Origin of the sequence: Qipengyuania algicida (assembly GCF_009828025.1) — a bacterium.
Lineage (GTDB): Bacteria > Pseudomonadota > Alphaproteobacteria > Sphingomonadales > Sphingomonadaceae > Qipengyuania > Qipengyuania algicida.
In genome coordinates, this window is the sequence record NZ_WTYA01000003.1 from 19,794 (window position 1) to 43,533 (window position 23,740).

Consider the following 23,740-nt stretch of genomic DNA (forward strand, 5'->3'; position numbering starts at 1 on the left):
ACTATTGGGGAGGCTGGATTGCGGCTTCATGACCGTCTGCCTAGCTGCTTGCAGCCTAGTAGGACAGGTGGGCATCCGCAATCGCCACCGCCAGCGCGTCGGCTGCGTCAGCGCCTGCGATCTGCGCGCCGGGCAACAGCACCTTGAGCATGGCCTGAACCTGGGCCTTTTCCGCGGCTCCAGTCCCCACGACCGCCTTCTTCACCGCCCGCGCGGCGTGTTCGCGCACCGGCACATTCGCGCGGCCGCAAGCGGCCAACACGCTGCCGCGCGCCTGCGCCAGCTTGAGCGTGGATTGCGGGTTCTTGTTGGCGAAGACTTCCTCCACCGCCACCCTGTCCGGCGCATGGGTCGCGATAACCGCGGCAATGGCATCATGCAGATGGTGGAGCCGTGCGGCAATCGGCGCCTTCGGATTCGTCGGCACCTCGCCATTGGCAACATGCGACAGGCGGCTGCCTTCCGAGCGGATCACCCCCCAACCCGTGCACGACAGCGAAGGGTCGAGGCCGAGGATCAGCACTCAGCCCCCGACTGTGAACCAGCCGCCCCAATACATGATCGCGGCGATCAGGATCAGCACGCAGCCGACCACGATCAGGTTACGCCAGATCAGCCCAACTTCTCCATGATTTCGTCAGAAATCTCGTAATTGCCCCAGACGGTCTGGACGTCATCGTCATCGTCGAGCGCATCGACCAGCTTGACCAGCGTGCCCGCGCCGCTTTCGTCCATTTCGACGGTAATGTTCGGCTTCCACGCCAGCTTGACCGTCTCGGCCTCGCCAAGGCTCTTTTCGAGAGCGGCGGAGACTTCGTGCAGCGCGTCGGCGGCGGTCCAGATGGTGTGCCCGTCCTCGCTGCTTTCGATATCGTCGGCGCCTGCTTCCATCGCGGCTTCGAGCACCTTGTCCTCGCTGCCCGCGCTCGCCGGATATTCGATCAGACCGAGGCGTTCGAAACCGTGGCTGACCGAGCCTTCCGAGCCAAGATTGCCGCCGTTCTTGCTGAACGCAGTGCGCACGTTGGTGGCAGTGCGGTTGCGGTTGTCGGTCAGCGCCTCGACGATCAGCGCGACGCCGCCCGGGCCATAGCCTTCGTAGCGCACTTCCTCGTAATCGTCGCCGCCCGCCTGCGCCGCCTTGTCGATCGCGCGCTGGATGTTGTCCTTGGGCATCGACTGCGCCTTGGCCGCGTTGACTGCGAGGCGCAGGCGCGGATTCATGTCCGGATCTGGCATCCCCATCTTGGCCGCAACGGTGATTTCGCGGGAGAGCTTGGAGAATTGGGCCGAGCGCTTTTTATCCTGTGCGCCCTTGCGGTGCATGATGTTCTTGAACTTGGAATGGCCTGCCATGGGAACCTTCGAAAATGATGCTGTAGGCGGGCCCTGAAGCGGACCCTGCGCTGTGCCCGCGCCTTATACCGAGGGCGGGTGGCTAGGCAACTGTCGGGGCAAACGAACGCGACGTCGCCCTCAAACCCGCACAGCCGTCCCGCTGGCGCTGACCATCAGCATCGAGCCGGTATCGCCGATCACCTCGTAATCGAGGTCGATTCCGACCACCGCATTGCCACCCAGCGCGCCGCATTCGGCCTGGATTTCCTCGATCGCCTGCTGGCGCGCGTCACGCAGGATGCGTTCATAGCTGCCCGAACGCCCGCCCACGATGTCACGGATATTGGCAAACAGGTCGCGGAACAGGTTCGCGCCAACGATGACCTCGCCGGTGACGATCCCGAGATATTCCTGGATCGGCCGACCTTCCAGCGTGGGTGTCGTGGTGACGGTAATTCCGCGTGCGTCTTTCCAAGGTCCGGCCATGTGATCCTCCTCCAGCTGGCTGGTGTATTGCTATACAAACACACCTTTTCGGTCAACCATTGACGACCGATCCACCGTTGGGATGCAGCACCTGCCCCGACATATAGGACGAGTCCTCGCAGGCGAGGAACAGGAAGGCGGGCGCGACCTCGTTGGGTTCGCCGGGGCGACCCATAGGCGTACCTTCCCCAAAATTCTCAAGCTTGTCTTCGCTCGCGCCGCCACATGGATTGAGCGGGGTCCAGATCGGGCCCGGTGCCACGCCGTTCACGCGGATGCCCGCGCCGGACAGATTGGCCGACAGCGAACGCGTGAAAGCGGTGATCGCCCCTTTCGTGCTCGAATAGTCGAGCAGTTCGGGCTCCCCTTCGTACATGGTCACACTGGTGCAATTGACGATGGTAGCGCCGCGCTTGAGATGCGGGCGAACTGCCTGAACCATGTAGAACATGGAGTAGATGTTCGACTGGAAGGTGCGTTGGAGTTGCTCCGGCGTGATGTCGCGGATGTCCTTGTCCGGGTGCTGTTCACCGGCGATCTGCACCAAGCAGTCGATTTGTCCGAACCGATCGATGGTTTCCGTCACCATGCGTTCCGCATCCGCCTTGTCCCCCAGATCGCAGGAGAATGTAAGTGCCTCACTCCCTTCCTCCTCGCACAGCTCGCGGGTTTTCTGTGCATCCTCGTCCTCGTCGAGATAGGCGATGGCCACCCTCGCCCCCTCACGTGCGAACAGCACGGCGGTCGCGCGACCGATACCGCTGTCGGCCCCGGTGATGATCGCAACCTTGCCCTTCATCCGACCCGAGCCGGGATAACGCGGCTCCCATTTGGGCTGGCGGTCGAGTTCGTGCTCGTTGCCCGGCCCGCCATCTTCTTCGATGCGCTCGATGAAGGTGGCGGTTCGGGTTCGGGTGAGAGTGTCGGTCATGGGGGTTCCTTCGATTGCGTGTTCGCAATCAGAACCATGTGGAAGCCGACCGCGTTCCGACCGGGAGGAGCATTTGCGGCGGACCGAGACCTCGCAACGCCGCGCTTCTTCAGCCGATGCCGAGCGCCGCCTTGTAGGTGTCGAGCACCATTTCCATCTCGCGCCGGTCGTCGGGCTTCATCTTACGAAGGCGCACGATCTGGCGCATGATCTTGACGTCATATCCAACCGCCTTGGCCTCGGCATAGACGTCGCGGATATCGTCGGCGATGCCCTTCTTTTCTTCCTCGAGGCGTTCGACCCGCTCGATCAGCAGGCGCAGGCGGTCATCTGTGGCTTCGGCCATCTAAATTTTCTCCGATTCATGGGGTAACTTTGGCGCCGCATAACGACCCAGAGCACATTGGTGAAGGCGTGCCCATACGATCTTACCAACTTCTCTGCAAAGGCAATCCGAACACGACTGGCGTGCTCAAAAGTTATGCGACAGTCCGCTTAGGTGCAAAATGCGGGGATCCACGAAGGCCTACTATCCGGTGTATTTTGATCGACTCTAACCGATTTGATGTACGGCATCGTTTGCGTCAGAAATGCTCGGGCGAAGTTTCGTTCACAGCTGTTACCCTGCCAGAGCGGGACTATTCGGCCATTATCGAGCGCGTAAAGAAAAAATAGAGAATGTGCGTTATATTTTTGATTTATAGATATTTTTTTATAAAAATTGATCCATCGATGATCGTTCCACCAATCAGGTTGCGCAACCGCCTTGCCGCCGCGTTCGATTTGCCAGCCTGGCGACGCCCAGAGCAGTGAATATAATGGCCTTCCTTTTCCTGCCAAGTATTCTGCAATATTTCTGTAGTCATTGATAGAAACAACATATGGATCAACAAAGTATCCGTCGGACGGTAAACTATCTATAGAAGATTCAAAATCCTCCCAATTAGTCTTGAAAGTAACCCATTGCACAAAACTTCTTTCAGGAAATTTTCTCTTTAATATTCTGTATAACTTTCCCAGATATTCAAATCGCTCGTTCGACATCATATTTTCTTCATCGAGAGTAATTGCTTCGAGCGGAACGTCAGAAAGGGTGTTGAGGAATTTTTCTTCTTCAGCTGCTACACGCTCGGGGTCCGGCAAAGGGGCCCGACCCAACCGCTGATTGATCGAACTCATAAATTCCAGATCGATAATGACGCGATGACCCGACATCGCCAAACTTCGTATGTCATCGGCAACAGAAGGGCTGCTCAGCTCTAGGTTATACTGCACAACCACAAGGTCGCTCGCTTTGGCAACCTCAGGAGGCCAAGCTGACCGGCTATATGCGTAAATCCCTGTTGCCTCATCACCCGCAGCGGCATCTGCGGAACTTTGCACCATAACCTTTGTGGTCGATGCGACGAAAACCGTAATAAGAAGCAGAAAAACGTAACGCATCACACCTTTAGATTCCCGGACACCACGTGAATAGAAGCTGGCCAACTGGCGCTCGAACCCTTTTCTTGTGTCGCTGAAAGGATTGAACACTAAATCGACCAAAATACAGATTCATCAAAGTATCTTCTGCCTAAGATTGTTACAAAGAGTTTCGCTTCACGCTCGCCGCCATCCGGTCGAGTTGCTCCTGAGTCGCCGGGCTCTGGTAACGGTCCTTCCATTCATCCATCGGCATTCCGTGGATCAGCTCGCGCGCGGCCGCCTTGTCGCCTTCGAAACCCGCATCGCAAATCCAGTCGGCGAGGCAATTGCGGCAGAAGCCCGCCAGCCCCATCAGCTCGATATTCTGCGCATCGTGACGGTGCTGCAAATGGCGCACCAGCCTGCGAAACGCCGCCGCCGCCACATCGTCGGGCAGCGCGTCGAGCGCCTGTTTTTTCGTATTCACTGCAATACTCCTTCAAACTGTCTCACGCCTCTGCCATAGGGCGCATCGATGCAGAAATTCGAGCCCCGCGACCGCAAGGTCAAGATCCTCGCCACCGTCGGCCCTGCCAGCCGGTCCCCCGAAATGCTCGAACGGCTGTTCAAGGCCGGGGTGGACGCCTTCCGCGTCAACATGAGCCACGGCGATCAGGATACCCACGCCCAGACCATCGCCGCAATCCGCGCGGTAGAAAAGAAATTCGGTCGTCCGATCGCGATCCTCGCCGACCTGCAAGGGCCAAAACTGCGCGTCGGCACGTTCAAGGATGGCAAGGCGGTTATCCGTCATGGCGGACATTTCACCCTCGACCGGAAACAGGAGCCGGGCGACGAGAACCGCGTGCAACTGCCTCACCCCGAATTGTTCGGGCTGATGGAAAAGGGCCAGCGGCTGCTGATCAATGATGGCAAGATCCGCCTGCGCGTTATCCGTGCGAGCGAGGACGAGATCCTCTGCTCTGCCGAGGTCGGCGGGGTCATTTCGGACCGCAAGGGCGTCAACGTACCCGACGCGGAGGTTCCGATCCCGGCACTGACCGACAAGGACCGGCGCGACCTCGCCTTCGCGATGGCGCAAGGGGCGGACTGGATCGGCCTCAGCTTTGTCCAGCGGCCCGAAGATCTGGCCGAAGCGCGCAAGCTGATGGGCGGGAAAGGCGCGCTGTGCGCCAAGATCGAAAAGCCGATGGCAGTGCGCCGCCTCGACGAGATCATCGAGCTGTCTGACGGCATCATGGTCGCGCGCGGCGATCTGGGCGTGGAACTGGAGCCGCAGGAGGTCCCGCCGCTGCAAAAGCAGATCGTCGGCGCCGCTCGCCATGCGGGCAAGCCGGTGATCGTCGCGACGCAGATGCTCGAATCGATGATCGAAAGCCCTGCCCCGACCCGCGCCGAAGTCTCCGACGTCGCCAATGCGGTTTACGACGGGGCCGACGCGGTGATGCTGAGCGCGGAAACCGCGGCGGGCGACTGGCCGGAAGAGGCCGTCACCATCATGGACAAGATCGCCGTGCAGGTGGAACGCGACAGCGCTTATCTGGCGCGCGTGCGCTTCCTCGACACGCCGCCCGACCGCACCACCGCCGATGCGCTGGCCCATGCCTGCATGACCATCTCCGACACGGTGACGATCCGCGCGGTCACGGTATTCACCGGTTCGGGTTCCACCGCCCGCCGCGTGGCGCGCGAACGCCCGAGCGTGCCGATGCTGGTGCTGACACCTTCGAACACTACGGCGAGACGGTGCGCACTCTTGTGGGGCGCTCATGCCGTGGCGACCAAGGACATCGGCAGTTTCGAAGAGATGATCGCCAAGGGCAAGCGGATGGCTCTGCGCCACGGCTTTGCACAGGGCGGCGACAAGCTCATCGCTCTGGCGGGTGTGCCCTTCGGTACACCGGGATCGACCAATCTCATCCATGTGGTGACACTGTCCGGGAACGAACTGGACCATCACGACGGCTGACGCGTCCGGAAACTTTGTCGTGGCGCCCAATTGCCTGTGCGGACGGCTACGGAGAAAAATTTCATGGCGAAGAATGTGGCGCAAATCGTGGTCGATGCACTCGAACAGGCGGGCGCGCGGCGGATTTACGGCATTCCCGGCGATACGATCAATCATTTCACCGATGCGGTCGCCAAGTCGAACCTGCGCTGGGTCCATGTCCGCCACGAAGAGGCCGGAGCACTGGCCGCGGGCGGAGAATCCTATTTCACCGACGAGTTGACTGTCTGTGCGGGCACTTGCGGGCCGGGCTCGCTGCATTTCGTCAATGGCGTTTACGAGACCCACCGCAACGGCGCGCCGATGGTGCTGATCGCCTCGGACGTGGCGCGCAACGAGAGCGGGTTCAACTTCCCGCAGGAAGTGGACCAGCGCAAGGTCTACGAGCAACACTCGCATTTCTGCGAATATATCTCTCACCCGTCACAAGCGCGGCGCATCGTCGCAAAGGCGGCGCAAACGGCGCTGACCAAGCGCGGCGTCGCGGTGGTGATCGTCAACGGCGACATGTTCACCCAGACCGACAAGGACGAGCAGGCTTGGGGGGTCATGCGCCCGCAGCCACGCTGCTTGCCGAGCGAAGCAGAGCTTTCCGAACTCGCCCGCATGGTGGACGAGGCTGACAAGGTCACCCTCTATGCCGGGATCGGCGCGCGCGATGCGCTCGAACAGATCCGCGCCTTTTGCGACAAGGTGAAGGTGCCGATGGTCCACACCACCCGCGCCAAGCAATGGCTGGAGCCGAACAATCCTTTCAACGTCGGGGTCAACGGCATTCTCGGCAATCGTGCTGGCGTCAACGCGCTGGAACGCGCCGACCTTGTCATCACGCTCGGCTGCGACTTCGCCTATACGCAATATTATCCCGACAAGAAGATTGCCCAGATCGATATCGAACCGACCCATCTCGGACGGCGCTCGCCGGTCGACCTTGGGCTGGTCGGCGATGCGGCCAGCACTCTTGAAGCGTTGACCCCGCTCGTGCGTGCGCGCAGCGATACGGCGCATCTGTCCCAGCAGCAGGCCGAATGGGCGGAGGACCACAAGGGTTACAAGGATGCAGGGAAAGAGAGCGATCCGACGCTGATCCACCCGCAATATGTCGCCAATCTTCTCAACGAGAAGGCGGCCGAGGATGCGATCTTCACTGCCGATGGCGGATCGCCGATGGTCTGGCTGCTGCGTCACCTCGATGCCAACGGGAAGCGCGGCTTCCTCACCAGCCTGCTCCACGGCACCATGGCCAATGCCTATCCGCAGGCGATGGGAGCCAAGCTAGCCTATCCCGAACGGCAGGTGATCGCGATGTGCGGCGACGGCGGCATGACCATGCTGATGGGGGACCTGCTGACCCTGGTTCAGGAACAGATCCCTGCAAAGCTGCTCATCTTCAACAACGGTTCGCTCGGTTTCGTCGAAATGGAGCAGCGCGTGGAAGGGCTGGTCGATCACTACACTGGCCTGAAGAACCCGGATTTCGCGCGCGTCGCCGAGGCTTGCGGCCTGAATGGTCGCCGGGTCGAGAATGCCAATGACTTGCCTGCGGCAATGGATGCCTGGCTGGCCGAACCCGGCCCCGCCCTGCTCGATGTGAAGGTCAACCGCGTCGAGCTGGTGATGCCGCCGAAGATCGAAGCTTCGCAGGTCGCATCGACGGCCATGTTCGGCGTCAAAGCCGTGCTTGACGGGCGCAGCAGCGAGGTAATTTCATTGTTGCGAGACAATTTCCTGCGCTGAGATTGCCTGCCGGGCGGCGTCCGTACCAGCAGGAACGATTGCGTTCAGTTGTAGCCGTAACCGTTGTTGCTGTCGCCCATCATGCTTCCGGCACCCTGTTGCGAGAGCGAATGCATTTCACGGCTGATGTCATCGGGATGGACGCCGGCATAGGCCAGTGCGCCGGTGATGATCGCCACGCTGATGAGAATTCGCTTGAACATGACAGCATGTATTGCGCCCGGAGCGGTTAAGTCCAATTTGAAAAATTGGGTTAAAACCGCGTTCACGCCTGGTCGGAAAAGCCCGCGAGGAACGTCGTGACGTTGGCACCGAGCGCGCCGACCGCATAGCCTCCTTCCATCACGATCACGCCCGGCAGGCCGAGCTTGGCAATGATCGCCCCCATCGCGCGATAATCGGCGGTTGCGAGACGGAACTGCGAGATCGGATCGCCTGCGAACGTATCCGCACCAAAGCTGACGACCAGAAATTTCGCCCCCCAGGCCGCGATCCGTGCACATATATTTTCGAGCACAGGACGATAGCCGTTCCAATCAGTGCTGCGCGGTAGCGGCACATTGATCGTCGCGCCCTCCCCGCCACCGCTGCCGCACTCATCTGCGTGGCCCCAGTAGAACGGGAAATCGGTTGTGGGATCGGCATGGATCGAGGCGAACAGGACGTCCCCATCGTCGTAAAAGATATCCTGCGTGCCATTGCCATGATGGTAATCGACGTCGAGGACCGCGACCGGACTCAAACCTTGCGAGACCGCTTGCCGCGCGACGATGGCTGCGTTGTTGAGGTAGCAATAGCCGCCCATGTAATCCGCCCCCGCATGATGACCCGGAGGTCGGCAGGCGGCGAAGGCAAAACGTTCCTCGCTCCGCGCCACCGCATCGAACGCCGACAGAGCTGCTTGAGCTGCACCATATGCTGCTGCCCAAGTGCCCGCGGCAATCGGCGTCGCCGCATCCATGGCGTGCGCGCCGATGCGTGCATCGATTCGTGCCAACGATAGCTTGCGGCGACCGACGATCGGGAATGTATAGCCGATCGCATCGCCGCTGCGCCCGGCGGCAAGCCAGTCGTCATGCGCGGATTTGAGGAAGGCGACATAGCTTTGATCGTGAACGGCGAGAATCGGATCAAGGCCGAAATCGCGAGCCTCCTCCACTTCGCCAAGTGCATTCAAGATAGTCGTCAGCCGTGCGGGCGTTTCAGCATAATCCGTCCACTCGCCATTGTTCAGCTCACGCAGGGGTGCGTGACGCAACTGGTCCGGGTGGTGGAAAATTCTCACCCGGCCTTGCCTGCCCGTTCAAGCCGGGCGCGCGCGCGCTCTTCGCCGATAAGCGGCAGCAAGTGCGCCATGTCCGGACCATGGTCCATCCCCGTCAGTGCCTGCCTCAGAGGCAGGAACAAAGCCTTGCCCTTGCGCCCGGTCTCCTGCTTGAGCGTATCGGCAAGCGCGTGCCACGGGTCCTCCTTCCAGCTCATTAGCTTGGCCGCTTCGACAAGGAAGACACGATCCTCGTCAGCGAACTCGGGCGTTTCGATCGGGCCGGTGACAAGCTTCCACCAGTCGGCGGCTTCACCGACACGAACAAGATTGGGACGGATCGCCAGCCATCCCGCTTCGTCCATCCCATCGGGCAGGCGCGTCGAGATCGTTTCATAATCCAGCGCATGGACGATGCCCGCATTGAGTCGGTCGAGATCAGCATCGTCGAATTTTGCCGGCGCCCGACCGAAACTGCTCAGGTCGAAAGTCTCGATCAGTTCCGACCGCTCGGCAATAGGCTCGACCGGCTGAGACGTACCCAGCCTTGCGAGCAGCGCCAGCAGCGCCTGCGGCTCGATCCCGCGCTCGCGGAAGGCATCACACCCGAGCGAGCCGAGCCGCTTGGACAGCTTGCCCTCACTACCCACCAGCAATGCCTCATGAGCAAAATTCGGGATGGTTCTTGCTGCACTATACTGTGCAGCAATTGCCGCGGTAAACATCTGTATTTGAACGGCAGTATTCGAAACATGATCCTCACCGCGCAAGACGTCGGTGATGCCCATATCGAGATCGTCGATCACGCTTGGCAGCATGTAGAGCCAGCTGCCGTCCGCGCGCCGGATCACCGGGTCGGAAAGCTGCGCCGGATCGAATTTCTGCGTGCCTCTGACCCCGTCCTCCCACTGGATCGGCTCGGCGTGATCGAGCTTGAAACGCCAGTGTGGCGCGATACCCTGCGCTTCCTTTTCCGCGCGCTCCTCCGCACTCAAAGCCAACGCCGCACGGTCGTATATCGGCGGCAGGCCACGCCCGAGCTGTATCTTGCGCTTGAGATCGAGTTCCTGCGCGGTCTCGTAGCAGGGATAGACGCGTCCGGCGGCCTGAAGCGCGGAAAACACTGCTTCATACAACGCCAGTCGCTGTGACTGGCGTTCCTCGCCATCCGGTTCGATCCCCAGCCATGCAAGATCAGCGCGGATCGACTCGACATACTCTTCGCGGCTGCGCTCGGCATCGGTGTCGTCGATGCGCAGCAGGAACCGCCCGCCATGCTTCTTGGCCAGCAGCCAGTTGTGGAGCGCGGTGCGGATATTGCCAACGTGGAGGCTGCCCGTCGGGGACGGTGCGAAACGGGTGGTGGTAATAGTCATGGTGCCGCGCCGATACCGCTTGCAGAGCGGCTTGGCGAGAGGCGAGAGAGTCCGCTTGCGCAGCGCGTGGGATCAGGCGTGCCGCCTGCCCTTCTTGCGCGCGATCGCCGCCTTGAGCGCACGGCGATAATTGAGCACCCCGTCATCCTCACCCGCATCCGTCGCTTCGAACATGTGCTGATCGATCTCGGCGCCCGCCATTGGCTTTTGGATGAAGAAGCCTTGCGCCTCATCGCAGCCGAGCTTGCGCAGCAGCGCCAGCTGTTCCGCGTTCTCGACCCCTTCCGCTATGGTATACATGCCCAGCGCATCGGCGAGCTGCGCAATCGTCCCGACGATCGCGCGCGCTTCTTCGCTGGCAGTGATGTCGACTACGAAATTCCTGTCGATCTTGATCCGGTCGAAGGGGTAGCTGCGCAGATAGCTGAGCGACGAGTAACCCGTCCCGAAATCGTCGAGCGCCATGCTTGCACCAAGATCGCGCAGACGGCGCATCGTGCCGAGCCCCGCGTCGCCATCGCGGATCAGCACACTTTCGGTAATTTCGAATTCGACCCGTTCCGGCGCTATGCCGGTGGTGACGAGCAATTCGCGGATCGTCGGCACCAGTTGCGCATCGCGCATTTGCGTCACCGACAGGTTGATGGCGATACGGAAATCCCCGTCCCATTCGCGCAATTCGTTCAGGCTGTTGCGGATCACCCAATAGCCCAGCGGAAGGATCAACCCGCTGTCTTCTGCAATCGGCAGGAATTCGTCCGGCGTCAGCAACCCGCGACGCGGATGATTCCAGCGCACCAGCACTTCGAAGGCGCTTATGGCACTGCTGTCGAGATCCATGATCGGCTGATAATAGAGCCGCAGCTGATCGCCCTCGATCGCTTGGCGCAGCTCGGTTTCGATCTGCCGGCGCTTCCTGGCGGCGCGATCGATCGCCTCGTCGAACAGCGCAAACTCGTCACGTCCCTTGGCCTTGGCCGCGTAAAGCGCGAGATCGGCCCGCCGCATGAGCTCGGCCGCATCGCACACCTTGCTGGCATCGTTTTCGGCCTGACAACGTGCGATGCCGATACTGGTCGAGACGCAGAAGGTCTGGCCATCGATACGGAACGGCGCGCGCGCGACGGCGAGGAAGCGGTGCGCGCGCTCCATCAGCATCCCATCGCCCGCGCTGGTGCGCATCAGCACCGCGAATTCGTCCCCACCGAGCCGGGCGACCAGATCGCCATCGCGCACTTCGCCCGCGAGCCGCGCGCCCATCTGGCTGAGCAAGGCATCGCCCATTCCGTGCCCCTGCGTGTCGTTGATAGCCTTGAAATCGTCGAGATCGAGATAGAACAGGGCGACCTCGCGCGGGCTGCTGGCCGCGGCCAGCGCCGTGCGCAATTCACGGTCGAAGCAATAGCGGTTGGCAAGCCCGGTGAGCTGGTCGAAATGGGCCATGTGCTGGACCTGCTGTTCGACCATCCGCGCCTCGGTCACGTCCCGCCCGACGCCTGTGATCCTTGCGCCGGATTGAGGTCTTGCGGAGAGCGACCACCAGCGCTGTTCGCCCGCCACGGACAGCGAAACCACCAGATCGCGAAAAGGGGCACGATCGGCCAGCAGGTCGGCAAGCCGGTCACGCGATTCCCCCGCGTCGAACAGCTCCAGCAAGCGGCGGCCGGTGAGCCCTTGCGGATCAATTCCGGCGACCTCGGCCAGCCTGGGTGAGACTTCGCACAACACACCCGCATCGTCGAGCGTCCAGAGAAAATCCGATGCTTGCGCCTCGTATTCATGGAGCAGGACGCGCACAGTATCCTCGCTCTGACGACGCAGCAATTCACCCTCGCACGCCCGGCGAAAGGCCAAATCCTGAACACGGATCATGATCAACAGCGAAAGTGCATAAACAACGATCAATGCGATGATCGCGAGGGCATCGTGTCCGGCGATAATCCATGCCGCCAGAGCGAGGCCGCCACCGACCGTGACAATATGCACCTGCGCTGCTCGCGGGACGTTACGGTGCGCCAGCAGCACCGTATTGAAGATGGCTGCTCCGACCAGACCAAGCACGGCATGTTGCAAGCCATCGCCGAAGAAGGCAGCAAAGATGAAACCGGATGACCAGGCCACGCTGCCCGCCATCAGCACCGCATTCACCTGTTTCCAGCGCAGCTGACTGACCCGATCGTCCGCCAGTTCGACGCGTAATTGCGCGGCGAGCACGAGACGCAGGCCAATGATCAGGAAGGCGAAAGCAGCCCATGGTGCGATCAGCGTCAGCGGCGCGTCTGCAGCAAAACTCGCCAGCAGCACCAAGACGGAGGCAATCGCAGGTGCCAGCGCGAGCGAAGAGGATTGCGCAAACTGCTCGAGCCTGCGCCGCAGCATCAGGCGATCGAGTGTTACCGCATCATATTCGCCGTCAGCCGAAAATGCCGCCTGATTGATCGCCCTGTCCCGCTGTTGCCACTATTCGTCCCTTGTTAAAGCACAATTTTCCTTCAAGGGACATCGAAAAGCGGTTGCAAACAAGGTCCGGGACACCCGCAGACATCAAGCCGGTCGAGTGCCCCGAGACCCGGAAGCGACAAGCCAGCGAAGCGGCTTGACGTGCGGTTGTCGCCCCTGCCGACAACGTCCCTGCTGGCCCGAAGACCGGCAAGGACGCTGGTATGCATTGCTCAAATCGCAATCAGGCGAAGGTGAGATTCACCTTTTGCCGACGTGAAGCGCGGAGCGCTCCACCTACAGCACCGAAGCCGAGGATCAGCATCAGCCAGGTCGCCGGTTCGGGAACTGCGCCGCCAGTGATTTCACGGGTGAGCTTCGTCCTCAGCGACGATTCGAACGCCGCGAAGTTACTCGCCGTCAGGGAGAATGAACCGGTTCCGCCCACCACATTGGTACAGTCGGCTCCGGCACCGATACCGATACAGTTGATCTGATCAATCCCTGCACCAAGCGCATCGGCAACCGATGTTCCCATGCTTCCGATGCCATCGGTGGATACATCAATGATCTGGCGGTTGGACGAGACACCGTTGCCGACGATATCGGCTCTCGCTGCGTCGATCGCACTGCCGATATTGGTGCCGCCGGCGGTGTAAGCCATATTGGTCAAGGCGGTGATCAGGGCACTGAAGTTACCCGAAGTAATCTCCGCCATCGAGAAAATCGTCGTGGTGGAACTGGCAAATCGGTACACTCCAATCGCAATCGTGCCATCCTGAGGCAGTATCGAAGTATCGCTCAGGGCATTGATATAGGCTTGGCGCTGGAGGTTGAAATTAGCCGATCCAATGCTCCCGGACGCGTCCAGCGCCAAGGCGAGTTCAATGGTGGCCGCTGATGCCGGCGCCGCCATCGCAAAAGTCGATGCTGCGCCAAGCGCGGTCAGTAGAAGCTTTTTCATGATATTCCCTCTTTCGGTTTTGAAATCGTATCAACGACCCGAAAGACGCGAGCGAATTTACCCGCGTCAGGGAAAGTGCGTGTTTTTGGCGACTGTCTTTTTTGAGGCGACCGGTCTCTGTCTTTGTGCCAACTACCGGAACAAGAGCCGGAGGCGCACACCGCTTAAGATGAACTTTTGGTAATGTTTGTGGTTCGAGGCGTCAATAGCGTTGATGAGTAGCGCCGCATTTGTCCCGGATTGGAACAGAATACCGGACATAACAAAAACCCCGCCGGATCGCTCCGGCGGGGTTCCTGAAATGAACGCTATGGCTGTCGGGTTCAGGCGTTCGTCTCGCCTTCGTCCGACTGCTCGAGATACTCGCCAGCATCGGCATCGGTGCCGTGGGTTTCACCCTCGACCTTCGCCAGCGGATCGTCACCGATGTCGTCGGCGGGATCGCGCTGCAGCTCGGCTGCGTGCTCTTCCTCGGCGGTGTTGGCTGCGATGATCGCCTCCTGCGCCTTTTTCCACTGAGCCTTGAGCGCGGCGTCGCGGCTGGAGGCGGTGACCCGCAGCCGGTTCATGCCTGCGCCCGTACCGGCAGGAATCAGGCGGCCGACGATCACGTTCTCCTTGAGGCCGATCAGCGTGTCCTTCTTGCCCTCGACCGAAGCCTGGGTGAGCACGCGGGTCGTCTCCTGGAACGAAGCCGCAGAGATGAACGAGCGCGTCTGTAGGCTCGCCTTGGTGATCCCGAGCAGGATCGGCTTGCCTTCTGCCGGCTTCTTGTTCCTCGCCAGCTTGGAGTTGAGCGCGTTCATCTCTTCCAGATCGACCTGCTCGCCCGGCAACAGCGTGGTGTCGCCGCCATCGGTGATCTCGACCTTCTGCAGCATCTGGCGAACGATCACCTCGATGTGCTTGTCGTTGATCTTCACGCCCTGCAAGCGATAGACTTCCTGGATTTCGTTCACGAGATATTCGGCCAGCGCCTCGATTCCGAGAACTTCCAGAATGTCGTGCGGGTTGGGCGAGCCCGAGATGAGCGTATCGCCCTTCTTAACGAAGTCGCCTTCCTGGACGTCGATCACCTTGGTCTTGGGGATCAGGTATTCGACTGCATCCCCTTCCTCCGGCACGATCGCGATCTTGCGCTTCGCCTTGTATTCGCGAACGAATTCGATCCGCCCCGAAATCTTGGCGATAATCGAATTGTCCTTCGGCAGACGCGCTTCGAACAGCTCGGCAACACGCGGCAAACCGCCGGTGATGTCGCGCGTCTTGGCAGCTTCACGCGATGCACGTGCAAGGATGTCACCCGCCTCGACCTGCTGGCCATCGTCAACCGACAGCGTGGTGCCCGGAGCCAGCATGTAACGCTGGGCTTCGGTTTCGCCATCGTCCGTCTGGCCTTCGCCCATCAGGGTCATGCGTGGACGCAAATCGTCCTTCTTCTTGCGACCGGTGGTACGCAGTTCGGTGACGACGCGCTGGGCGATACCGGTGGCATCGTCCACACGTTCTTCCATGGTCGTGCCGTCGATCAGGTCCTGGTATTTCACCACGCCCGACTGCTCGGTGATGATCGGCAGCGAGAACGGATCCCATTCCGCCAGACGATCGCCTTCCTTCACCTTGGCGCCATCCTTGTGCATCAGCACGGTACCGTAAGGCACCTTGTGGATTTCACGCTCGCGGCCCTCGGCGTCGATCACCGCCAACTCGCCGTTGCGGGCGAGCGAGAGGATACGGCCCTTTTTGTCGGTGATCGTGGGCATGTCGCGATACACGACCTTACCGTCGGAAACCGATTCGAGGTGGCTCGTTTCGTTGAGCTGCGCCGCACCGCCGATGTGGAAGGTCCGCATCGTCAGCTGGGTGCCGGGCTCACCGATCGACTGCGCCGCGATGACGCCCACCGCTTCGCCGATGTTCACCGGCGTACCGCGGGCAAGGTCACGGCCATAGCATGTCGCGCAAACGCCCTGTTCGGCTTCGCAGACCAGCGGGCTGCGGATCTTGGCCTGCTGGACCTCGGCTTCTTCGATGGCCTTGACCATCGGTTCGTCGAGCAGCGTGCCGGCCTTGACGATCACTTCGCCGGTGGCGGCGTTGGTGATGTCTTCCGCCGTGGTGCGACCGAGGATGCGCTCGCCGAGCGAGGCGATCACGCTGCCACCCTGCACGATGGCGCGCATCACCAGCGCGTTCTCGGTCTTGCAGTCGTCCTCGACGATCACGCAGTCCTGCGACACATCGACCAGACGACGGGTCAGGTAACCCGAGTTCGCCGTCTTGAGCGCGGTATCGGCCAGGCCCTTACGGGCGCCGTGGGTCGAGTTGAAGTACTCAAGGACGGTCAGGCCTTCCTTGAAGTTCGAGATGATCGGCGTTTCGATGATCTCGCCCGAAGGCTTGGCCATCAGGCCGCGCATACCGGCGAGCTGCTTCATCTGCGCTGGCGAACCACGCGCACCGGAGTGGCTCATCATGTAGATCGAGTTGATCTGCCCCTGCTTGCCATCGTCGTCGATCGGCTGCGAGCGGATTTCCTCCATCATGGCGTCGGCCACCTGGTCGCCGCACCGGCTCCAGGCGTCGATCACTTTGTTGTACTTTTCCTGCTGGGTGATCAGACCGTCCTGATACTGCTGCTCGTAATCGGCCACCAGCGTCTTGGTATCGTCGACCAGCTTGTCCTTGGCGAGCGGGATGATCATGTCGTCCTTGCCGAACGAGATGCCGGCCTTGAACGCGTTGCGGAAGCCGAGCGACATGATCGCGTCGGCGAACAGCACCGTGTCCTTCTGGCCGGTGTGACGATAGACCTCGTCGATCACGTCGCCGATGTCCTTCTTGGTCAGCAGGCGATTGACGATGTCGAATGGCACCTTGTGGTTCTTCGGAAGACATTCGCCGATCAGCATCCGGCCCGGTGTGGTGACGAAACGCTTCATCACGACCTTGCCGTCTTCCTCGGCCTGCGGGACGCGCGCCATGATGCGCGTGTGCAACGTCACGGCCTTGGTTTCGAGCGCCTGGTGCACTTCGGCCATGTCGGAGAATACCGGCAGCTTCTCGTGCTTTTCGCCCTTCTCGCCCTCGGTAAATTCGGGCTTCTTCTCCTGCCGCTCCATGGACAGATAGTAGATCCCCAGCACCATGTCCTGCGAGGGCACGATAATCGGCTTGCCGTTGGCGGGCGAGAGGATGTTGTTGGTGCTCATCATCAGCACGCGCGCTTCCAGCTGCGCCTCGAGGCTCAGCGGGACGTGCACGGCCATCTGGTCACCGTCGAAGTCGGCGTTGAAGGCCGAGCACACCAGCGGGTGAAGCTGGATCGCCTTGCCTTCGATCAGCACGGGCTCGAACGCCTGGATGCCGAGACGGTGGAGCGTCGGCGCGCGGTTGAGCAGCACCGGATGCTCGCGGATCACCTCGTCGAGGATGTCCCAGACTTCCTTGCGCTCCTTCTCGACCCACTTCTTCGCCTGCTTGAGCGTCATGCTCAGGCCCTTGGCGTCGAGGCGGGCGTAGATGAACGGCTTGAACAGTTCGAGCGCCATCTTTTTGGGCAGGCCGCACTGGTGCAGCTTCAATTCCGGACCGGTCACGATGACCGAACGGCCCGAATAGTCCACGCGCTTACCCAGAAGGTTCTGACGGAAGCGGCCCTGCTTGCCCTTGAGCATGTCGCTGAGCGATTTCAGTGGACGCTTGTTGGCGCCGGTGATCACGCGGCCACGACGGCCGTTGTCGAACAGCGCGTCGACCGCTTCCTGCAACATGCGCTTCTCGTTGCGGACGATGATGTCCGGCGCGCGCAGCTCGATCAAGCGCTTGAGGCGGTTGTTACGGTTGATGACACGGCGATAGAGATCGTTGAGATCGGAGGTGGCGAAACGGCCACCGTCGAGCGGCACCAGCGGGCGCAGTTCGGGCGGAATGACCGGGATCACTTCGAGGATCATCCATTCGGGGCGGTTGCCCGATTCGATAAAGCTTTCCACGACCTTCAAACGCTTAATGATCTTCTTGGGCTTGAGGGTCGACTTGGTCTCCTCCAGCTCGGTCAGCAGATCCTCGCGCTCCTGCTCGAGGTCGAGATCCATGAGCATGAACTTGACCGCCTCGGCGCCGATACCGGCGGAGAAGGCGTCCTCGCCATATTCATCCTGTGCTTCGAGCAGTTCGTCCTCGGTCAGCAGCTGGAACTTCTCCAGCGGCGTCAGACCCGGCTCGGTGACAATATAGGCTTCGAAGTAGAGGACGCGCTCGAGCTGCTTCAATTGCATGTCGAGCAGCAGGCCGATCCGCGAAGGCAGCGACTTGAGGTACCAGATATGCGCGACCGGCGCGGCCAGTTCGATATGGCCCATCCGCTCGCGGCGGACCTTGGTCACGGTCACTTCGACGCCACATTTTTCGCAGACAACGCCCTTGTACTTCATGCGCTTGTACTTGCCGCACAGGCACTCGTAGTCCTTCACGGGGCCGAAGATGCGCGCGCAGAACAACCCGTCACGCTCGGGCTTGAACGTGCGGTAGTTGATCGTTTCCGGCTTCTTGATCTCGCCGAAGGACCACGAGCGGATACGCTCGGGGCTGGCGATGCCGATCTGGATCTCGTCAAACGTCTCGGGCTTGGCGAGTTGGTTGGTGAATTTGGTCAGTTCGTTCATTTCTCACATCCCTTTGAGGGAAAAATCCGGGGCGGTTGAGGCGGGCGGCCATGACGGCCGCCCCACCCAGATTATTCAGCCGCGATCTGCATGCCGTCGTCGTCGTCCTCGTCGGCCAACGACTTGAGTTCGACGTTGAGGCCCAGGCTGCGCATTTCCTTGACGAGCACGTTGAAGCTCTCCGGAATGCCGGCCTCGAAGGTGTCGTCACCCTTGACGATCGCCTCGTAGACCTTGGTGCGGCCGACCACGTCATCGGACTTCACGGTCAGGATTTCCTGCAACGTGTAGGCCGCGCCGTATGCCTGCAGCGCCCAGACCTCCATCTCGCCGAAGCGCTGGCCGCCGAACTGCGCCTTGCCGCCCAGCGGTTGCTGGGTGACGAGCGAGTAGGGGCCAATCGAGCGAGCGTGGATCTTGTCGTCGACAAGGTGGTGGAGCTTGAGCATGTAGATGATGCCCACGGTCACCTTGCGGTCGAACGCCTCGCCCGTGCGGCCATCGTAGAGTACCGACTGGCCGGACCCGTCGAGACCCGCCTTCTGCAGCTGGGTCGTTACGTCGCCTTCGCGTGCACCGTCGAACACCGGGGTGCCCATCGGAACGCCCGTAACGAGGTTGGAAGCAAGTTCGATCACCTCGTCCGCGGAGCGGCTTTCGATGTCGGCATGATACTGCTCGCCATAGACGTCCTTGAGCTTGTCGACGATCGCAGCGGGCGGCTTGCCCTCGGTCGTGTCGGGATTGGCAGCGCGCCATTCCTCAAGCTGGCGGCCGATCTGCTGACCCATTTCACGCGCGGCAAAGCCGAGGTGGGTTTCGAAGATCTGCCCCACGTTCATACGTGAAGGCACACCCAGCGGGTTGAGCACGATATCGACCGGGGTCCCGTCCTCGAGGAAGGGCATGTCTTCCTGCGGCAGGATCCGGCTAATGACGCCCTTGTTACCGTGGCGGCCGGCCATCTTGTCGCCCGGCTGCAGCTTGCGCTTCACCGCGACGAAGACCTTGACCATCTTGAGTACGCCCGGCGCCAGTTCATCACCGCGTTCGAGCTTCTCCTTGCGATCCTCGAACTTATCGTCGATGCCCTTCACGGCTTCGTCGTACTGGCCCTTGATCGCCTCGATCTGCGCCTGACGGCCATCGTCCGCAACCGCGAACTTGAACCATTCGTGGCGTTCGACTTCCTCGAGCAACTCCTCGGTGATTTCCGAACCCTTCTTGACGCCCTTGGGCGCGGCGGAAGCGGTCTGGCCGATCAGCATGTCCTTCAGGCGGTTGTAGGTCGCCCGGTTGAGGATCGCGCGTTCGTCCTGGCTGTCCTTGCGCAGGCGCTCGATTTCCTCGTTCTGGATCGCACGCGTACGATCGTCGATCTCGATCCCGTGACGGTTGAACACGCGGACTTCGACGATCGTCCCGGCTACGCCCGGCGGCAGGCGGAGCGAAGTGTCGCGCACGTCGCTGGCCTTTTCACCGAAGATGGCGCGCAAGAGCTTTTCTTCCGGCGTCATCGGGCTTTCGCCCTTCGGCGTGATCTTGCCGACCAGAATGTCGCCCGGGTGCACTTCGGCACCGATGTAGACGATGCCCGCCTCGTCGAGGTTGCGCAGCGCTTCCTCGCCGACGTTGGGGATGTCGCGGGTGATGTCTTCCGGCCCGAGCTTGGTGTCGCGCGCCATGACCTCAAACTCCTCGATGTGGATCGAGGTGAAGACGTCATCCTTCACGATACGCTCGGAGATGAGGATCGAGTCCTCGTAGTTGTAGCCGTTCCAGGGCATGAAGGCGACGAGGCTGTTGCGGCCCAGTGCCAGCTCGCCGAGATCGGTCGAAGGACCGTCGGCGATCACGTCACCGGGTTCGACCGCTTCGCCCACCTTCACCAGCGGACGCTGGTTGATGCAGGTGTTCTGGTTCGAACGCTGGAACTTCTGCAACGTGTAGATGTCGACGCCCGACTGGCCGGGTTCGACATCGCCGATCGCGCGGATCACGATACGCGTCGCGTCGACCTGGTCAACCACGCCGCCGCGGGTCGCGGTAATCGCCGCACCCGAATCGCGAGCCACGGTCTCTTCCATACCGGTGCCCACGAACGGCGCTTCGGCCTTGACCAGCGGCACCGCCTGGCGCTGCATGTTCGAGCCCATCAGCGCGCGGTTGGCGTCGTCGTTTTCAAGGAACGGGATCAGCGACGCAGCCACAGAAACGAGCTGCTTGGGCGAAACGTCCATTAGCGTGATCTGCTCGCGCGGCGCCATGAAATAATCGCCGTTCTGACGCGCCGAGACGAATTCCTCGACAAAAGCGCCCTCATCGTCGAGCTCGGCAGACGCCTGAGCGACGGTGTGCTTCTGCTCTTCCATGGCTGACAGATAGACGACTTCGCTCGTCACCTTGCCGTCCTTGATGATGCGGTAAGGCGTTTCGATGAAGCCATACTTATTGACCCGGCTGAACGAGGCCAGCGAGTTGATCAGGCCGATGTTCGGGCCTTCCGGCGTCTCAATCGGGCAGATACGGCCATAGTGCGTCGGGTGAACGTCGCGGACTTCGAAGCCCGCGCGCTCACGGGTAAGGCCACCCGGCCCAAGCGCCGAGACGCGACGTTTGTGGGTGACTTCCGACAACGGGTTCGTCTGGTCCATGAACTGCGAGAGCTGGCTAGAACCGAAGAACTCGCGCACTGCGGCCACCGCCGGCTTGGCGTTGATCAGGTCGTTCGGCATCACGGTCGACACGTCGACCGAGCTCATGCGCTCCTTCACCGCGCGCTCCATGCGCAGCAGGCCGACGCGGTACTGGTTCTCCAGCAGCTCGCCCACCGAGCGGACGCGGCGGTTGCCGAGGTTGTCGATGTCGTCAACGTCGCCCTTGCCGTCCTTGAGGTCGACCAGCTCCTTGACCACGGCGAGGATATCTTCCTTGCGCAGCGTGGTCACGGTGTCCTCGGCGTCGAGGCCCAGACGCATGTTGAGCTTCACGCGGCCAACGGCGGACAGGTCGTAGCGCTCGCCATCGAAGAACAGGCCTTCGAACAGCGCTTCGGCAGTTTCCTTGGTCGGCGGCTCACCCGGACGCATGACCTTGTAGATCGCTTCCAGACCTTCGTCGCGGTTCTCCGCCTTGTCGACCTTGAGCGTGTTACGCATCCATGGGCCGGTGTTGATGTCGTCGATGTCGAGCAGATCTAGCGAATCCACACCCGCCTGGTCGAGCACTTCGAGATTTTCCGGAGCAACCTCGTCGCCGGCCTCGATGTAGATGCGGCCCGTGCTCTCGTCGATCATGTCGCGCGCGGCGAAATGGCCGAAGATTTCCTCGGTCGGCAGCAGCAGGGTTTCAAGACCGTCCTTGGCCGCCTTGTTGGCTGCACGCGGGCTGATCTTCTGGCCGGCGGGAAACACTTCCTCGCCAGTCTTGGCATCGACCAGCGCGAAGGCTGGCTTGGCGCCGCGCCACTGGTCGGCACTGAACGGAATTTGCCAGCCGTCCTTGGCACGCTTCCACGTGATGGTGTTGTAGAATTCGGCGAGGATCTGCTCGGCATCGAGGCCGAGCGCGAACAGCAGAGCGGTGACCGGCAGCTTGCGCTTGCGGTCAATACGCACGTTGACGATGTCCTTGGCATCGAATTCGAAATCGAGCCAGCTGCCACGATAGGGAATGATCCGCGCGGCGAACAGCAGCTTGCCCGAAGAGTGAGTCTTGCCGCGGTCGTGGTCGAACAGCACACCCGGCGAACGGTGCATCTGCGAGACGATCACGCGCTCCGTGCCGTTGACGATGAAAGTGCCGTTCTCGGTCATGAGCGGCATGTCGCCCATGTAAACGTCCTGCTCCTTGATATCGAGCACGGAACGGGTTTCGGTTTCCTGATCGACTTCGAACACGATCAGGCGCAGCGTCACCTTCATCGGCGCCGCATAGGTGATGCCGCGCTGGCGACATTCGGTCACGTCGTACTTGGGCGGTTCCAGTTCGTAATGCACGAAGTCGAGTTCGGCGGTGCCTGCGAAATCGCGAATCGGAAACACCGAGCGCAGCGTCTTTTCCAGGCCCGAAACATATCCGGTTTCCTTGTCCGAGCGCAGGAACTGCTCATAGCTTTCGCGCTGGACTTCGATCAGGTTCGGCATTTCGACAACTTCGTGGATGTCGCCGAAAATCTTGCGGATACGCCGCTTTGCAGTGCCGGAGACGATGGTCTGCGGTGCTTTCGCCTTGGTTGCCATGGAGTAATGGTGCCTCGTACTGGTGTGGCCGGGCCGTAGGATGCGGGCCGGATCGCTCAAGTCTCACGCACGTAAGGAGCCACATCCGAGACGCGAAAAGGCCGCAGCGAACACACACCTTATTCGGTGGCTGGCTGCAGCTTCTCTAGCGTCGCGATTATGGAAACGCCGCTTCCATCCTGAATTCCGATTCCCGCGCATGAATCGGACTTGCTCGAAGCGTGCGGTTGCAGTGCATGTAGGGTTCGGGTCGGCGGTTGTAAACCCCGTCCGATGACACAAATCCTACACAATTTTATCCGCTTCCAAATGGCCGAAATCTGCGCCACTCAAGCGGTTTCCACGAGCAAAATTGTGCTTGATGCAATTTTTCTCTTGAGCGCAGCCTCAAATGTGGCCATTTTATGGCCTGCCGATTTTGGCTAAAGGAATTTATACCATGAACAAGCTTGCTCTTCTCGCTCTCCCGCTGTCGCTCGCTCTCGTCGGCTGCGACAAGAAGGCCGAAGCTCCGGCCGACACCACCGCGACCGACACCGCGATGACTACCGACACGATGGCCACCGACACCGCGACCCCGGCTGCCGACGCAATGGCGACCGACACCGCGACCCCGGCTGCGACCGACACCGCGACCCCGGCTGCTGATTCGACCGACGCAGCTCACTGATCGAGTTACGGTCCCCGCAAGGGGATCGGCTTGACACGGACGCTCAAACGTCTAGAGGCCCGCCTGCGAATGGCGGGCCTCTTTGCGTCCGGCGTTCGTTCCGTCCGAGACAGCTGGTGCCACGGATTGGCCGTGGCTTAATTTCCGGCCTAGACGGGGAAAAGAGATTTTCGTCCGACACCTCATCGTGGGGC

At 61.1% G+C, this 23,740-nt stretch carries 17 protein-coding genes; 3 read left to right on the forward strand and 14 right to left on the reverse strand.

The annotated features are described in order from the left end of the window. Nucleotides 1-55 precede the first annotated feature (55 nt). The 7 genes from ruvC to GRI58_RS04790 all read right to left on the reverse strand — a co-directional run bounded on the left by ruvC (nucleotide 56) and on the right by GRI58_RS04790 (nucleotide 4,646). Entirely contained in the window at nucleotides 56-523 is a 468-nt protein-coding gene (gene ruvC, locus GRI58_RS04760) for a crossover junction endodeoxyribonuclease RuvC (RefSeq protein ID WP_160752444.1), read from the reverse strand. A gap of 89 nt (nucleotides 524-612) precedes the next feature. Continuing rightward, entirely contained in the window at nucleotides 613-1,356 is a 744-nt protein-coding gene (locus GRI58_RS04765) for a YebC/PmpR family DNA-binding transcriptional regulator (protein ID WP_160752445.1), read from the reverse strand. A gap of 120 nt (nucleotides 1,357-1,476) precedes the next feature. After that, the gene (locus GRI58_RS04770) at nucleotides 1,477-1,824 is read right to left on the reverse strand and encodes a heavy metal-binding domain-containing protein (protein ID WP_202386810.1); all 348 of its coding nucleotides are present in this window, start codon (nucleotides 1,822-1,824) and stop codon (nucleotides 1,477-1,479) included. 52 nt (nucleotides 1,825-1,876) lie between these two features. Beyond that, nucleotides 1,877-2,755 carry an SDR family oxidoreductase gene (locus tag GRI58_RS04775; RefSeq protein WP_160752446.1) on the reverse strand — a complete coding sequence of 293 codons (879 nt, stop codon included), beginning with the start codon at nucleotides 2,753-2,755 and terminating at the stop codon, nucleotides 1,877-1,879. 109 nt (nucleotides 2,756-2,864) lie between these two features. Then, nucleotides 2,865-3,101, reverse strand: a complete 237-nt coding sequence (locus tag GRI58_RS04780; protein WP_160752447.1) for a DUF2312 domain-containing protein — start codon at nucleotides 3,099-3,101, stop codon at nucleotides 2,865-2,867. Between the two features lie 149 nt (nucleotides 3,102-3,250). Further along, nucleotides 3,251-4,300, reverse strand: a complete 1,050-nt coding sequence (locus GRI58_RS04785; RefSeq protein WP_160752448.1) for a hypothetical protein — start codon at nucleotides 4,298-4,300, stop codon at nucleotides 3,251-3,253. Between the two features lie 37 nt (nucleotides 4,301-4,337). Next, nucleotides 4,338-4,646, reverse strand: a complete 309-nt coding sequence (locus GRI58_RS04790) for a DUF1244 domain-containing protein (RefSeq protein ID WP_160752449.1) — start codon at nucleotides 4,644-4,646, stop codon at nucleotides 4,338-4,340. A gap of 48 nt (nucleotides 4,647-4,694) precedes the next feature. On the opposite strand from GRI58_RS04790, the gene pyk reads away from it, so the two are divergent. Both pyk and GRI58_RS04800 read left to right on the forward strand, forming a co-directional pair. After that, nucleotides 4,695-6,149, forward strand: a complete 1,455-nt coding sequence (gene pyk / locus GRI58_RS04795; protein WP_160752450.1) for a pyruvate kinase — start codon at nucleotides 4,695-4,697, stop codon at nucleotides 6,147-6,149. A gap of 63 nt (nucleotides 6,150-6,212) precedes the next feature. Continuing rightward, entirely contained in the window at nucleotides 6,213-7,925 is a 1,713-nt protein-coding gene (locus tag GRI58_RS04800) for a thiamine pyrophosphate-dependent enzyme (protein ID WP_160752451.1), read from the forward strand. Between the two features lie 44 nt (nucleotides 7,926-7,969). On the opposite strand, the gene GRI58_RS04805 is transcribed toward GRI58_RS04800, so the two are convergent. From GRI58_RS04805 to rpoB, 7 genes are all read right to left on the reverse strand, one after another. Beyond that, the gene (locus GRI58_RS04805; RefSeq protein ID WP_160752452.1) at nucleotides 7,970-8,128 is read right to left on the reverse strand and encodes a hypothetical protein; all 159 of its coding nucleotides are present in this window, start codon (nucleotides 8,126-8,128) and stop codon (nucleotides 7,970-7,972) included. Between the two features lie 62 nt (nucleotides 8,129-8,190). Continuing rightward, complete coding sequence (locus tag GRI58_RS04810; RefSeq protein ID WP_160752453.1) at nucleotides 8,191-9,210, reverse strand: arginase family protein; 1,020 nt, start codon at nucleotides 9,208-9,210, stop codon at nucleotides 8,191-8,193. Continuing rightward, nucleotides 9,207-10,565 (reverse strand): glutamate--tRNA ligase, encoded by a 1,359-nt coding sequence (gltX, locus tag GRI58_RS04815; protein WP_160752454.1) that lies wholly within the window; start codon nucleotides 10,563-10,565, stop codon nucleotides 9,207-9,209. The genes GRI58_RS04810 and gltX overlap by 4 nt, the downstream gene beginning before the upstream one ends. A gap of 72 nt (nucleotides 10,566-10,637) precedes the next feature. Beyond that, the gene (locus GRI58_RS04820; protein ID WP_160752455.1) at nucleotides 10,638-12,944 is read right to left on the reverse strand and encodes a putative bifunctional diguanylate cyclase/phosphodiesterase; all 2,307 of its coding nucleotides are present in this window, start codon (nucleotides 12,942-12,944) and stop codon (nucleotides 10,638-10,640) included. Between the two features lie 304 nt (nucleotides 12,945-13,248). Continuing rightward, nucleotides 13,249-13,968: a DUF1194 domain-containing protein gene (locus GRI58_RS04825; RefSeq protein WP_160752654.1), complete on the reverse strand. Its 720-nt coding sequence runs from the start codon at nucleotides 13,966-13,968 to the stop codon at nucleotides 13,249-13,251. A gap of 323 nt (nucleotides 13,969-14,291) precedes the next feature. After that, entirely contained in the window at nucleotides 14,292-18,635 is a 4,344-nt protein-coding gene (gene rpoC, locus GRI58_RS04830; RefSeq protein ID WP_160752456.1) for a DNA-directed RNA polymerase subunit beta', read from the reverse strand. A 71-nt stretch (nucleotides 18,636-18,706) separates the two neighbouring features. Further along, entirely contained in the window at nucleotides 18,707-22,876 is a 4,170-nt protein-coding gene (gene rpoB, locus GRI58_RS04835; RefSeq protein ID WP_160752655.1) for a DNA-directed RNA polymerase subunit beta, read from the reverse strand. Nucleotides 22,877-23,315: 439 nt separating this feature from the next. Here rpoB and GRI58_RS04840 point away from each other — a divergent pair, with 439 nt between their 5' ends. After that, nucleotides 23,316-23,546 carry a hypothetical protein gene (locus GRI58_RS04840; RefSeq protein WP_160752457.1) on the forward strand — a complete coding sequence of 77 codons (231 nt, stop codon included), beginning with the start codon at nucleotides 23,316-23,318 and terminating at the stop codon, nucleotides 23,544-23,546. Nucleotides 23,547-23,740 lie beyond the last annotated feature (194 nt).